13 protein-coding genes are annotated in these 12955 nt (G+C 38.3%); 11 read left to right on the plus strand and 2 right to left on the minus strand.

Annotated elements, in window-relative coordinates; genetic code table 11:
* Nucleotides 1–56 precede the first annotated feature (56 nt).
* The 10 genes from EZL74_RS01770 to EZL74_RS01815 all read left to right on the plus strand — a co-directional run bounded on the left by EZL74_RS01770 (nucleotide 57) and on the right by EZL74_RS01815 (nucleotide 10172).
* Nucleotides 57–557 carry a F0F1 ATP synthase subunit B gene (locus EZL74_RS01770; RefSeq protein WP_131474869.1) on the plus strand — a complete coding sequence of 167 codons (501 nt, stop codon included), beginning with the start codon at nucleotides 57–59 and terminating at the stop codon, nucleotides 555–557.
* The gene (gene atpH, locus EZL74_RS01775; protein WP_131474870.1) at nucleotides 557–1090 is read left to right on the plus strand and encodes an ATP synthase F1 subunit delta; all 534 of its coding nucleotides are present in this window, start codon (nucleotides 557–559) and stop codon (nucleotides 1088–1090) included. Before EZL74_RS01770 ends, atpH begins: the two co-directional genes overlap by 1 nt.
* Nucleotides 1091–1111: 21 nt before the next feature.
* Complete coding sequence (atpA, locus tag EZL74_RS01780; RefSeq protein WP_131474871.1) at nucleotides 1112–2689, plus strand: F0F1 ATP synthase subunit alpha; 1578 nt, start codon at nucleotides 1112–1114, stop codon at nucleotides 2687–2689.
* A 98-nt stretch (nucleotides 2690–2787) separates the two neighbouring features.
* A complete protein-coding gene (gene atpG, locus EZL74_RS01785; protein WP_131474872.1) occupies nucleotides 2788–3648 on the plus strand; it encodes an ATP synthase F1 subunit gamma in 861 nt (286 codons plus the stop codon).
* Nucleotides 3649–3750: 102 nt separating this feature from the next.
* Nucleotides 3751–5211: a lipopolysaccharide biosynthesis protein gene (locus EZL74_RS01790; RefSeq protein ID WP_131474873.1), complete on the plus strand. Its 1461-nt coding sequence runs from the start codon at nucleotides 3751–3753 to the stop codon at nucleotides 5209–5211.
* Nucleotides 5211–5645, plus strand: coding sequence for a dUTP diphosphatase (dut, locus tag EZL74_RS01795; protein ID WP_131474874.1), 435 nt, complete (start codon nucleotides 5211–5213; stop codon nucleotides 5643–5645). Before EZL74_RS01790 ends, dut begins: the two co-directional genes overlap by 1 nt.
* A gap of 92 nt (nucleotides 5646–5737) precedes the next feature.
* A complete protein-coding gene (locus EZL74_RS01800; protein WP_131474875.1) occupies nucleotides 5738–6748 on the plus strand; it encodes a sugar phosphate nucleotidyltransferase in 1011 nt (336 codons plus the stop codon).
* 22 nt (nucleotides 6749–6770) lie between these two features.
* Nucleotides 6771–8123, plus strand: a complete 1353-nt coding sequence (locus EZL74_RS01805; protein WP_131474876.1) for a tetratricopeptide repeat protein — start codon at nucleotides 6771–6773, stop codon at nucleotides 8121–8123.
* Nucleotides 8123–8887 (plus strand): DUF4292 domain-containing protein, encoded by a 765-nt coding sequence (locus EZL74_RS01810; protein ID WP_131474877.1) that lies wholly within the window; start codon nucleotides 8123–8125, stop codon nucleotides 8885–8887. The genes EZL74_RS01805 and EZL74_RS01810 overlap by 1 nt, the downstream gene beginning before the upstream one ends.
* 22 nt (nucleotides 8888–8909) lie before the next feature.
* Entirely contained in the window at nucleotides 8910–10172 is a 1263-nt protein-coding gene (locus EZL74_RS01815; RefSeq protein WP_131474878.1) for a murein hydrolase activator EnvC family protein, read from the plus strand.
* A 34-nt stretch (nucleotides 10173–10206) separates the two neighbouring features.
* Here the strand turns inward: EZL74_RS01815 and EZL74_RS01820 are convergent, their stop codons facing one another.
* Together EZL74_RS01820 and EZL74_RS01825 are read right to left on the minus strand one after the other, a co-directional pair.
* Nucleotides 10207–10716 (minus strand): acyl-CoA thioesterase, encoded by a 510-nt coding sequence (locus EZL74_RS01820; RefSeq protein WP_131474879.1) that lies wholly within the window; start codon nucleotides 10714–10716, stop codon nucleotides 10207–10209.
* Nucleotides 10717–10776: 60 nt separating this feature from the next.
* Nucleotides 10777–11721, minus strand: coding sequence for an HU domain-containing protein (locus EZL74_RS01825; RefSeq protein ID WP_131474880.1), 945 nt, complete (start codon nucleotides 11719–11721; stop codon nucleotides 10777–10779).
* A gap of 101 nt (nucleotides 11722–11822) precedes the next feature.
* Here EZL74_RS01825 and dprA point away from each other — a divergent pair, with 101 nt between their 5' ends.
* Nucleotides 11823–12926, plus strand: a complete 1104-nt coding sequence (dprA, locus tag EZL74_RS01830; RefSeq protein ID WP_131474881.1) for a DNA-processing protein DprA — start codon at nucleotides 11823–11825, stop codon at nucleotides 12924–12926.
* Nucleotides 12927–12955 lie beyond the last annotated feature (29 nt).

The following is a 12955-nucleotide window of genomic DNA, read 5'->3' on the forward strand; positions in this document are numbered from 1 at the left end:
GTTGTAACTGTTGTTTTTAAAAAAAAGAATTCTAGATCTGATTATTTATATACATAATGGAAAAATTATTAGAACAATTTTCACTTGGTTTATTTGTTTGGATGCTTGTCATCTTTATTGCGCTGATTTTCTTATTGAAAAAATTCGCTTGGAAACCAATTCTTGATGCGGTAAACGAAAGAGAGGAAGGGATTAAAAATGCATTACTATCGGCTGAAAACGCTAAGAAAGAAATGCAAAACCTGAAAGCCGATAACGAAAAGTTATTAGCAGAAGCCAGATTAGAGCGTGATTCAATGATTAAAGAAGCTCGTGAAATCAAAGAAAAAATGATTAACGATGCCAAAACAGAAGCTCAGGTTGCCGGTCAAAAAATGATTGAGCAAGCCAAAGCTGCTATCGAAAGTGAGAAGAACACAGCTATGGCTGAATTGAAAGCTCACGTTTCAACGTTATCGTTAGATATCGCCGAAAAATTATTGAAAGATGAATTATCTAACAAAGAATTTCAAACCAAATTGGTTGAGAAAATGTTGGGTGACGTAAAATTAAATTAATCGGTATGTCAAGAGCAGCGATTAGATACGCCAAAGCAATTTTAGAAACAGCGGTTTCTAACGGAAATGCCGCCAAGGTAAACGACGACATGTTGTCTATTGTGGCTACCGTTGCCGGAAGTGCTGAATTGAGCGAATTTTTATCAAGTCCGATTACTTCTTCTGAAGTAAAAATGAGTGCTTTGAAAGAAGTTTTCGCTAATGTACAGTCTGAAACCAATTCACTGTTCCGATTGCTACAAGAGAATAAAAGATTTGAAATTTTAGCAGCCATCGCTTCACAATTCAATGCGCAGTTTGATGAAATGAATGGGATTGAAGTGGCTAAAATCACTACCGCTTTCCCTATCACAGCTGATTTGGAAAAACAAGTGTTAGCCAAAATCGCTACGATTTCAGACAAAAAGATAACGGTTGAAAATGTAGTAGATCCGAGTATCATTGGTGGATTCATTTTGAGAATCGGAGACAAACAATACAATGCTTCTGTAGCCAACAGATTGCAGGAGTTAAAAAGAGAATTTAGTAATTAATTACCATTAAATATACAAACAATGGCAGAAATTAAAGCTGCTGAAATTTCAGCAATATTAAAGAAACAAGTAGAAGGATTTCAATCCGGTGCTACGTTAGAAGAAGTAGGAACTGTTCTTCAGGTAGGGGATGGTATCGCTCGTGTGTACGGGTTATCAAACGCACAGTATGGTGAGTTAGTACAATTCGAAAACGGATTGGAAGCTATCGTATTGAACTTAGAAGAAGACAATGTTGGGGTAGTACTTTTAGGACCTTCAACCGGAATCAGTGAAGGATCAACGGTAAAAAGAACACAACGTATTGCCTCTTTAAAAGTAGGTGAGCAAATCGTAGGACGTGTGGTTAACACCCTTGGTGAGCCAATCGACGGTAAAGGACCAATCGGTGGTGACTTATACGAAATGCCATTGGAAAGAAAAGCTCCCGGAGTTATCTTCCGTCAGCCGGTAACCGAGCCACTTCAAACAGGTATCAAGTCAATCGACGCGATGATCCCGGTAGGAAGAGGTCAACGTGAGTTGGTTATTGGTGACCGTCAAACCGGTAAAACTACTGTGTGTATCGACACCATCTTGAACCAAAAAGAGTTCTACGATGCAGGTCAACCGGTATTCTGTATCTACGTAGCTGTGGGGCAAAAAGCGTCAACCGTTGCAGGTATTGCTAAAACATTAGAAGAAAAAGGCGCTATGGCGTATACAGTAATTGTAGCCGCTAACGCTTCTGATCCTGCGCCAATGCAGGTATATGCTCCAATGGCAGGTGCTGCTATCGGAGAGTATTTCCGTGACTCAGGTCGTCCGGCTTTGATCATTTATGATGATTTGTCAAAACAAGCGGTAGCGTACCGTGAAGTGTCTTTGTTGTTAAGAAGACCACCGGGACGTGAGGCTTACCCTGGAGACGTATTCTACTTACACTCTCGTTTATTAGAAAGAGCGTGTAAAGTGATTGCTGATGACGATATCGCGAAAAACATGAACGACTTACCGGATTCATTGAAACCAATCGTTAAAGGCGGCGGTTCATTAACAGCCTTACCAATTATCGAAACACAAGCAGGTGACGTATCAGCCTATATCCCAACCAATGTAATTTCGATTACTGACGGACAGATTTTCTTGGAGTCTGACTTGTTCAACTCAGGAGTTCGTCCGGCGATCAACGTAGGTATCTCGGTATCGCGTGTGGGGGGTAACGCTCAGATCAAATCGATGAAAAAAGTATCAGGTACGTTAAAACTAGATCAAGCGCAGTTCCGTGAATTGGAAGCGTTCGCAAAATTCGGTTCTGATTTGGATGCGGCTACATTAAACGTAATCGAAAAAGGTAGAAGAAACGTTGAAATTTTGAAACAAGCGGTAAACGACCCGTTTACAGTAGAAGATCAGGTAGCTATTATCTATGCCGGTTCTAAAAACTTGTTGAGAAACGTTCCTGTAAACAAAGTAAAAGAATTCGAGAAAGATTACATTGAGTACTTGAACAACAAACACAGAGATACGTTGAATGCTTTAAAAGCAGGTAAGTTGGATGACAACATTACTGATGTTTTAGAAAAAGCAGCTAAAGAAATTTCAGCAAAATATAACTAATAAAAGTAAAAGTATTAAGTATCAAGTAGTAAAACAAAAGACTTGAAATATACAAGAATTAGTCTTACTACTTAATACTAAAACCTTAATACAAGAACATGGCAAACTTAAAGGAAATCCGTAACAGAATCAGTTCCGTTTCGTCAACGATGCAAATTACGTCGGCGATGAAAATGGTATCTGCCGCAAAGTTGAAAAAAGCACAGGATGCTATTACAGCCATGCGACCTTATGCCGAAAAATTAACGGAATTATTGCAAAGTGTTAGCGCAACTTTGGACGGTGATGCCGGTGGACAATACACCACGCAACGTGAAATAAACAAAGTGCTGATCGTTGCTATTACTTCTAACAGAGGTTTAGCGGGAGCTTTTAATACAAACGTTATTAAGCAAACCAAAGAACTTGCGGATAGTTATGTTGGAAAACAGGTTGATATCTTTGCTATTGGTAAAAAAGGAAATGATGTATTGCGTAAAACCAATACGGTTATTGATAACAAGAACGAAGTCTTTGACAATCTAACCTTCGAAAATGTGGCTGCTATTGCAGATGTATTGACCGAAAAATTCATTTCCGGTGCATACGACAAAATCGAAATTGTGTACAACCAGTTTAAAAATGCTGCAACTCAAATTGTAATTACAGAGCAGTTTTTACCATTAGCTCCGGTTGCTACTGATAAACCAATTTCAGGTGGTGATTACATTTTTGAACCTTCAAAGGAAGAAATTGTGTTGACCTTGATTCCAAAGTCATTGAAGACTCAATTGTACAAATCGGTACGCGATTCGTTTGCCGCTGAGCACGGTGCACGTATGACCGCTATGCACAAAGCAACCGACAATGCAACCGAGTTGAGAAACCAATTGAAATTGACCTACAACAAAGCCCGTCAAGCGGCAATTACCAACGAAATCTTGGAAATTGTGGGTGGTGCGGAAGCTTTGAAAGGTTAAGAAACCATAAATTCATAAGAAAGAGCGAACAAATGTTCGCTCTTTTTTTTTGGAATCAATATAATGGCTATTTTTGTTCGATACCAATAAAATATACTCTCGTTGAGCCTTTATAAAAATCTTTTTAAACAAACCCTAATTTACGGACTGGCCACGGTTTTTCCCAGAATCATAAGTTTTATTCTGAATCCGTTGTTCGTATATTACCTGCAGGATAAGGCCGAAATGGGGCAAGTTTCGGTTATTTTTTCGTACTTGGTGTTTTTCAATGTAGTGCTCTCCTACGGAATGGAAACTGCTTTCTTTAGATTTTATAACATAGAAAACGATAAGAAAAACGTAATATCCACGGCAACTATCTCATTGTTTTGGTCTTCTTTAGCATTTCTCGGATTGGCCCTTTTGTCCCGAAAGACCCTTGGAAATTGGGCTGATATCAGTGTGGAATATATTACCTACACGATTTGGATATTGACCTTAGATGCTTTGGCAATCATTCCTTTTTCTAAGTTGCGAGCAGAGAGAAAACCCATCAAGTATTCGGTCATCAAGATGGGAAATGTTACCGTCAATTTGTTGTTGAACGTATTCTTTTTAGCTTTTTTGCCCAAACTGGCCGAGCAAAATCCGGACGGATTTTTCAAAACCATTTACTTTGAAAACTACCAAATCGGCTATATTTTCATCTCTAATTTAATGGCCAGTTTAGCAACATTATTGGTGTTGATTCCCAATTATACCGGAATTTCCTGGAAGTTCGATAAACTGCTTTGGAAAAGGATGATGAGCTACGGATTACCCATTTTATTCGCGGGAATTGCTTTTGCCATCAATGAGCATTTTGATAAAATTCTTTTAGATTGGATGCATGTTCCCCTGTCTGAAATTGGTGCTTACTCGGCCTGTTACAAAATAGGGATGTTCATGGTCTTGTTCAGAACCGCCTATACTCTGGGGATTGAACCTTTTTTCTTCAGCCATGCCAGTAACGAGAATGCGCAGCAAACCTACGCCACGATTACCAAATATTTTGTGATTTTCGGTTCTTTCATTTGCCTCTTTGTCATTGCTTTTATTGATTTACTGAAAGTACCGCTGGTCCCGAAAGCCATCTATTGGGATGCCATCAAAGTAGTACCGTTGATTGTGCTGGCCAATTTCTTTTTAGGCATTTACACCAATCTTTCGGTTTGGTACAAACTCATTGATAAAACCAAAATCGGAGCCTACATTTCATTGGTGGGAGCCGGAGTTACTTTGTTCCTGAATTGGCTGTTGATTCCCAGTATGAGCTACTATGGTTCTGCCATAGCAACTATTGCAGCCTACGGAAGTATGATGATTATCTCTTATAAAATGGGACAAAAACAATACCCGATTCCGTATGATTTTAATAAAATATTCAGTTATTTAGGACTCACCGTTTTGTTTTCGGCGGTATCATTTTACATTCCTTATGTCCGAGAGAATTATTATATCAAAGCAGTATTGTTAATCCTGTTTTTATATTTTATTTACTACAGCGAAAAAGAAACTTTACTCAGAATAATAAAACGTAAATAATGACCATTAAAATCATCAATAAATCGCAACATGAGTTGCCCAATTATGAAACTATAGCTTCAGCCGGAATGGATTTGCGTGCTGATTTATCAGAACCCATAACACTTAAACCTTTAGACAGAGCCATCGTAAAAACAGGCTTGTTTATTGAACTACCCGTAGGGTATGAAGCTCAAGTCAGGCCAAGAAGTGGTTTAGCCGCCAAAAAAGGGATTACTGTCCTTAATTCACCCGGAACGGTTGATGCGGATTATCGTGGTGAAATCGGCGTGATTTTAGTAAATTTATCCAATGAAAATTTTGTAGTCGAAAACGGAGAAAGAATTGCCCAATTGGTAATTGCCAAACACGAACGTGCCGAGTGGATTCAGGTGGAAGCATTATCGGAAACGTCAAGAGGAGAAGGCGGTTTTGGCAGCACAGGAGTGAAGTAGTTAGTAGGTGGCAGCAGCAATAAGCGGTAAAATAAAAAATTATAGAGTATACAGTCTTACTACTTAATACTCAAATCTTAATACAACAAATAATGAAAATAATAGTTCCCATGGCAGGACGCGGTTCACGTCTTCGTCCTCACACACTAACCATTCCTAAACCTTTGATTCCCATTGCGGGCAAACCAATCGTTCACCGTTTGGTAGAAGATATAGCCGGAGTTTTAAATCAGGATATTGAAGAAGTTGCTTTTGTGATTCATGAAAGTTTTGGCAAAAAAGTAGAAGAAGATTTGATCGCCATAGCTCAAAAGTTGGGTGCCAAAGGAACTATTTATTATCAAAATGAAGCGTTGGGAACCGGACATGCCATCATGTGTGCCAAAGATTCACTCAGTGGCCCGGCGGTAATTGCCTATGCCGATACTTTGATTCGTGCCGATTTTGATTTAGACCAAAATGCCGATAGCGTAATTTGGGTTAAACAAGTTGACCAACCGGAAGCTTTTGGCGTGATTAATTTGAACGAAGCCAACGAAATTGTAGAGCTGGTAGAAAAACCAAAAGAATTTGTTTCAGACCTTGCCGTGATTGGAATTTATTATTTTAAAGACGTTGCTGTGCTGAAAAACGAGTTGCAGTCGGTGCTTGATAATAATATTATTCACGGTGGGGAATACCAAATTAATGACGGAATCAAACAAATGATGGCAAAAGGCATGAAATTTGTGCCGGGCAAGGTCGATGAATGGATGGATTGCGGGAACAAAGACGTAACGGTTGAAACCAATTCAAGAATGTTGCATTTTTTACATAATGACGGAGAACATTTGGTTGATTATGATGTAAGATTGGAAAATTCGACTATTATTCCTCCCTGTTACATAGGAGAGGACGTGGTGTTGATTAATTCTATTGTTGGACCAAATGTATCATTAGGAAAAGGAACTCACGTTACCAACAGTAAAATTCAAAACAGTTTGATACAAACGCATGTTCACATCAAAAATGCTAAATTAGACAATGCAATGATTGGCAATCACGCCAGTTTTGATGGCGATTTTAAAAGCATCAGTATAGGAGATTACTCGGTTTTAGAATAAGGATAAAACGATTTGGCGTACAATGAAAAAACTTCAGATTTACGGGCTTTTATTGTTGGGTACCATTGGTACTCCTAACGCTGTTTTGGCTCAAACCGAACCACACGAGGTAGTAGTGTTGGATAACGGATTTGAAGATAATTTTTATGAAGCGTTAAAACAAAAAGGGATTGAAAACTACGATAAAGCCATAGAATCGCTCCGAAAATGTGAAACAGCCAATCCGGATGATCCCATTGTTTATTTTGAATTGGGGAAAAATTACCTGGCGCAAAAGAAATACAAAGAGGCTTATGACAACTTTGAAAAAGTGACCAAAATGGATCCCAAAAACCGTTGGGCATGGGTGGGTATGTACGACGTTTGTTACGAACAACACGATTACAACAAAGCCATTCCCATAGTTGAAAAGTTGGTGGAATTCAAAGAAGACTATAAAGAAGATTTAACCTCACTTTATATGAATACCCAACAATTTGACAAGGCCTTAGATCTTATCAATGAGTTAAACGAAAAGTTCGGGAAAACAGACAAACGGGAACTGTATAAAGCTGATATTTTAAAAGATGCCAAATACCAGGCGGCAGAAAAGAACAATCTTTTAAATCAAATCAAGAAAAACCCCAAAGACGAATCTAATTATATTGCTTTGATTTACATGTATTCGCAAAGCAATCAGGAAGAAAAAGCCATGGAAATTGCCAAAAAACTGGAGCAGGCCATTCCAACGTCTGATTGGGCTCAGGTGAGTTTGTTTAAATTTCATTTGAATAATAATGATGGCGATAATGCTGTCAAGGCGATGAATATTGTATTACCAAGCAAAAAAATCGATCAAAAAATAAAACACAGAATACTGAATGAGTTTCTGATTTTTGCCAAAAACAATCCAAAATACGAACCCGATTTAGACAAAGCCATCGCTTATTTTGATAATGATAAAGAGATAAAAGTGGCCAAAGAAATCGGCAAATTCTATTATGCAAAAACCAATTTCACCAAAGCGGCAAAGTATTTTGAAATGCATTTAAAAAATAATGAAGACGATGTAGAAACTCAGCAATTGCTGCTGCAATCCTACGTAGAAACCCAACAATTTGAAGCGGTGGAAAAAAGAGCGGAAGAGTTGATCCAGTTTTTCCCGACACAGCCTCAGTTTTATTACTATGCCGGTTTGGCAAACAACCAATTGAAAAATTTCAAAAAAGCGGCCAATCAGTTAGAAGCCGGTTTAGACTTTGTGATAGAAGATACCGCCCTCGAAATTAATTTCAACATCCAACTGGGCGAAGCCTACAATGGGTTAGGCGATATGAAAAAGAAAGAAAAATATTTTACCAAAGCCAACGAGCTAATCAATAAACAAAAGAAATAATGAAAAAGTTAGGGTGTGCCTTATTGGTTCTTTTGCTTGTTTCCTGTAAAACAAAAGCGGTTTTAAACGAAGGGAAAGCGGCTGATGTTTTGAGTGCCGAAAAAATAATAGAAAATCACTACAATACTAAAATCGATTTTTCATCGTTATACATTAGAGCCAGTGCCAAGTACCGAGACGAGAATCAGTCGCAAAACGTTTCGGCCGAAATTAAAATAAAAAAGGATGAAAAGATATTGGTCAGCATCCGTTTTTTGGGAATTACTATGGCTAAGGCTTTGATAACGCCCAATGAAGTGAAGTATTATGAAAAAATCAACGGTACTTTTTTTGAAGGAGATTATGCCTCGTTGAGCAAGTGGTTGGGCACTGATTTGGATTTTCAAAAAGTGCAAAATCTATTACTCGGAAAACCGATTGATGACTTGACCAAAGGAAAATATACCAGCTCTATAGTTGAGCGGTTTTATAAATTAAAAACAATTGACAATCAGACTGAGAAGTCTTTTTTGTTTGAAGGAGAACATTATTTGTTGAAAAAGCAAGAAATTGTTCAGCCGGTGCTCGAAAGAGATTTTGAGGTGAACTATCCCAATTTTCAAGAGGTTTCCGCAACGTATTTGCCGGCGAGTTTATTGATTAACGCTTTCCAAAAATCGCAAAAAACAGAAATTTCAATAGAATATAACAACATAACATTCAACGAAGATCTTTCTTTTCCTTACAGTGTTCCCGGAGATTATGAACGAATTTTTATTAAGTAAATTTGCCAAAACAACCCGTACCATGCCGAGATTCATTTTACTTTTTTTATTTTTTTGCTTAGCAACACCAGCGTGGTGCCAATCGCTGACGCAGGAACAACTGGAGGAGCGTAAGGCTAAAATTCAATTGGAAATTCAGGAAAAAGAAGAATTATTGCAATCGATGAAAAGCAAAGAGAAATCGGTTGTGTCTCAATTGATGATTCAAAAAGAAAAAATCGGACTTAAAGAAAAACTCATCAAAACCACTGAAAAGCAAACCAAATTGCTGAGTAACGATATTTACGTCAATCAACTCAAAATTAATCAGCTTAACCGCGATTTAGATGAATTGAGAAAGGATTATGCCGAAATGATTTTGAAGTCCTACAAAAGCCGATCGGAACAGAGCAGAGCCATGTTTTTGCTGTCGTCCCAAAATTTTCTTCAGGCCTATAAAAGAGCCCAGTATATGAAACAATATGCGAGTTACCGAAAAATGCAAGGAGAGGAAATAAAGAGTAAAACCAAGCAATTGGAAGAGTACAACAATAAAATTGGGGCTCAAAAATCGGACAAAGAAAAATTGATAGCTGAAAACGAAAAAGAAAAACAAGATCTTGAAAAGGAGAAACAGGAACAGGAAAAAATAGCTAATCAAATCAAGAAAGAGAAAGGAAAAATTGTAGCTGAAATCAAGAAAAAACAACAGGAAACCAAGAAGATTGACGCACAGATTCAAAAATTAATCCGGGAAGCCATTGCCGCGGCCAACAAACGAACAGCAGCTGCCAAGGCCAAAGCCAACCCAAAAACGACTACCGCAGAGTCAACTAAGGCAGTTGAGACTTCGGCTAAAATTGTCCTAACACCCGAAGGTCAGCTAATAGCTAATAATTTCAGAGCCAATAAAGGAAAACTCCCATGGCCGGTAGAAAAAGGAGTCGTGACGTTGCCTTACGGAGATCAACCGCACCCAATTTACAAAACGTTAACGGTTCACAACAGTGGCGTTGAAATTACTACAGAAAATGGTGCTTCGGCGAGAGCTGTTTTTGGTGGCGAAGTGACCAAAGTAATTAAACTTTCTCCTTTAAACATAGCGGTCTTTATCCAACACGGAGATTTTTTCACTGTGTACCAAAACCTGAGCAGTGTTAATGTAAGCATAGGCGATAAGGTGTCAACCAAAGAAATTTTGGGTAAAATCAGAACCAACGGAGATACCGGCAAAACAGTTCTTAAGTTCCTGATTTTACAAAATACGACATACAACAATCCGGCTTCGTGGTTGTATAATATGTAATAAAAAAGCCCCGAATTTCGGGGCTTTTTTTATGTTATAAAAATAAGGCTTTCAACTCGGTGGCATCGTGCGGATTCATTTTTCCGGCCAGTACCAAACTCAATTGCTTTCTTCTTAGTGCGGCATCGTAACGTTCTTTTTCCAGTTCGGTTTCCGGAATTATAGCAGGAACACTTACCGGATGTCCGGTTTCATTAACGGCAACAAAAGTATAAATGGCTTCGTTCGCTTTGGTTCTGATGCCTGATTCCCGATCTTCAATCCAAACATCTAAAAAGATTTCCATAGACGAATTAAAGGCCCGGGAAACTTTGGCTTCAACGGTTACTACACTTCCTAATGGAATGGAACGATTAAAAGCCACGTGATTCACTGAAGCCGTAACCGTGATTCTGCGCGAATGTCTTCTGGCTGCAATACTTGCTGCTCTGTCCATGCGGGCTAGTAATTCACCACCAAAAAGGTTGTTCAGCGGGTTGGTTTCACTTGGTAAAACTAAATCAGTCAAAATAGTCAACGATTCGGAAGGATGTTTTGGAGTCATGTGAAGTTTTTAGCAAAGGTAATTACTGAAAATAAAAAATCCCGATTTCTCGGGATAATTTTATAATTCTTCTATCAGCAGCCAAGCATCTTTATTGTCCAGCTTTTGAATGCTTTTCATGGTTTCTCGGGCCTCTGAGTAGGAAGGATAACTTCCGTAAAGCACCGGATACAAGCCGTGTTTGTTGGCGGGTAATCGTTTGGCTTTAAAGCCTAATTTCAGTAAAGATTGATAAGCTTTCTCCGCATTCGATTCCAAACGGAAAGCCCCTGCAACCACATGATAAGGCATCTTTTCACTAGGAACAGTCAGTGTTACTGCCGGTAGCGGATTTTCAATAAAAAAGGTAGCTTCCTGTATTTTTTGGTTTATTTTTTTCTGAACATTCGATTGTACAAGCAGGGTTTCCTGTTCGATTTGTTTCAGATAGTTGTCGTATAATTTATATCCCAATGCAGTTGTTAAACCTAATGAAACGGTGACAATAGCAGCATATCTCAGTGCTTTGTTGCTTTTTCTTTTTTCAGGAGTGAAAAGAATTGGAGCAGTTTCTTCAACAATTTCAACTTCTTCTTTGTATACCTCTCGTTTTACGACCGGTGAAATAAAGGAACTCAATCCAAAAGATTCTTTCAGATAGTTAATTTGATCCGCCGGGACGAATACTATATTTTTTTCGGCATTCAAACGGAATTCACCGATGTTTTTTACCGTGAAATGACCAAATTCCTGAATTTTAGTTTTCCAGTTTGATACTTCATTCTGAATGACACTTACCGCTACTTCGTAGGTGATTTTTTCGGCCTGCGCCAAATGATTGGCTAATAATCCGTCGTTGTTTTTGATGAAAGGATTGAAAGAAATCAATTTTTTAGGAGGATAAAACGAATGAGCATTTTCATCCAGCTGCGCCGATTGGAATTCGGTCAAAAAAGCACCAAATCCGGGAACGGTAACACATTGATAACGATATAATAATTGGGATATGTAAGGTTCAATCTTCATGTTAACAAATTTAGAGAAACAATAGTAGTATCAAAAAATTATTCACAATTTTTATTAACAATCCTAGACTAAAATAAAATATTTTGTAGTACTTTAGTGATATGAATAAAGCAGAACTTTTTTACATATTGGCACTGTTGCGGGTAGAAGGCGTTGGCGATATTGTAGCCAAAAAACTGATAAATCACTGTGGTTCAGCAGAAAGTGTTTTTGCGTCTAAAGCTTCACAACTCAAAGGAATTGACGGGGTTGGTGAAGTTTTGGTAAGAAACTTAAAAAACAAAGTCGTTTTTGAAAATGCGGAACTCGAATTGGATTTTTTGGAGAAGAACAACATCACCGTTTTTTATTACCAAAATGAGAATTATCCGGAGAGGCTGAAACACTGTGTAGACGGACCCGTTTTGATTTTTGCTTCGGGTGCGGTAAACTTTGAAAATCGCAAAATGCTGAGCATAGTAGGAACCAGACAGATTACGTCTTATGGAGCCGAATTCTGTAAAAAACTCATCGAAGATTTAGCCATTTTCAATCCGGTTATTGTTAGTGGATTTGCTTACGGTGTTGATATTGTTGCCCATCAGGCTGCCCTTGAAAATGATTTGCAAACGATAGGTGTTTTGGCGCATGGGTTGAATCAAATTTACCCCAAATCTCATAAAAGATACGTAGCCAAAATAGAACAAAACGGTGGTTTTATAACTGAATTTTGGAGTACTTCTAATCCGGATAAGGAAAACTTTGTTCGCCGAAACCGCATTGTTGCCGGGATGAGCGAAGCCACCATAGTAATTGAAAGCGCCGAAAAAGGAGGTTCGTTAATAACGGCAAATATGGCCAACGATTACAATAGAGATGTGTTTGCCGTACCGGGTAGGATTTCAGACAAATACAGTCAGGGCTGCAATGATTTAATCAAAACCCAACGTGCCAATGTACTGACTTCGGCGGCAGATTTGGTATACAGTTTAAATTGGGAACTGAATCAGACAACCACAAAAGCAGTTCAAAAGCAGTTGTTTGTTTCGTTGGATTATGAAGAACAGAAAATCTATGATTACCTTCAGAAAAGTGGCAAGCAACTGCTCGATGTAGTGGCTTTGGAATGCGATTTCCCGATTTTTAAAATTTCCTCTATCCTCTTAAATATGGAGCTTAAAGGCGTCATTAGACCTTTGCCGGGCAAATTATTTGAAGCGATTTAATTTACAATAGAATTATAATTTACATTTGT

The organism is Flavobacterium silvisoli (assembly GCF_004329815.1).
GTDB classification, from domain to species: domain Bacteria; phylum Bacteroidota; class Bacteroidia; order Flavobacteriales; family Flavobacteriaceae; genus Flavobacterium; species Flavobacterium silvisoli.

What these genes read in the sequence shown, in the direction of transcription:
- EZL74_RS01770 (WP_131474869.1), top strand. Translation starts at nt 57, where the DNA reads ATGGAAAAATTATTAGAACAATTTTCACTTGGTTTATTTGTTTGGATG.
- atpA (WP_131474871.1), top strand. Translation starts at nt 1,112, where the DNA reads ATGGCAGAAATTAAAGCTGCTGAAATTTCAGCAATATTAAAGAAACAA.
- atpG (WP_131474872.1), top strand. Translation starts at nt 2,788, where the DNA reads ATGGCAAACTTAAAGGAAATCCGTAACAGAATCAGTTCCGTTTCGTCA.
- dut (WP_131474874.1), top strand. Translation starts at nt 5,211, where the DNA reads ATGACCATTAAAATCATCAATAAATCGCAACATGAGTTGCCCAATTAT.
- EZL74_RS01800 (WP_131474875.1), top strand. Translation starts at nt 5,738, where the DNA reads ATGAAAATAATAGTTCCCATGGCAGGACGCGGTTCACGTCTTCGTCCT.
- EZL74_RS01805 (WP_131474876.1), top strand. Translation starts at nt 6,771, where the DNA reads ATGAAAAAACTTCAGATTTACGGGCTTTTATTGTTGGGTACCATTGGT.
- EZL74_RS01810 (WP_131474877.1), top strand. Translation starts at nt 8,123, where the DNA reads ATGAAAAAGTTAGGGTGTGCCTTATTGGTTCTTTTGCTTGTTTCCTGT.
- EZL74_RS01815 (WP_131474878.1), top strand. Translation starts at nt 8,910, where the DNA reads ATGCCGAGATTCATTTTACTTTTTTTATTTTTTTGCTTAGCAACACCA.
- EZL74_RS01820 (WP_131474879.1), bottom strand. Translation starts at nt 10,716, where the DNA reads ATGACTCCAAAACATCCTTCCGAATCGTTGACTATTTTGACTGATTTA.
- EZL74_RS01825 (WP_131474880.1), bottom strand. Translation starts at nt 11,721, where the DNA reads ATGAAGATTGAACCTTACATATCCCAATTATTATATCGTTATCAATGT.
- dprA (WP_131474881.1), top strand. Translation starts at nt 11,823, where the DNA reads ATGAATAAAGCAGAACTTTTTTACATATTGGCACTGTTGCGGGTAGAA.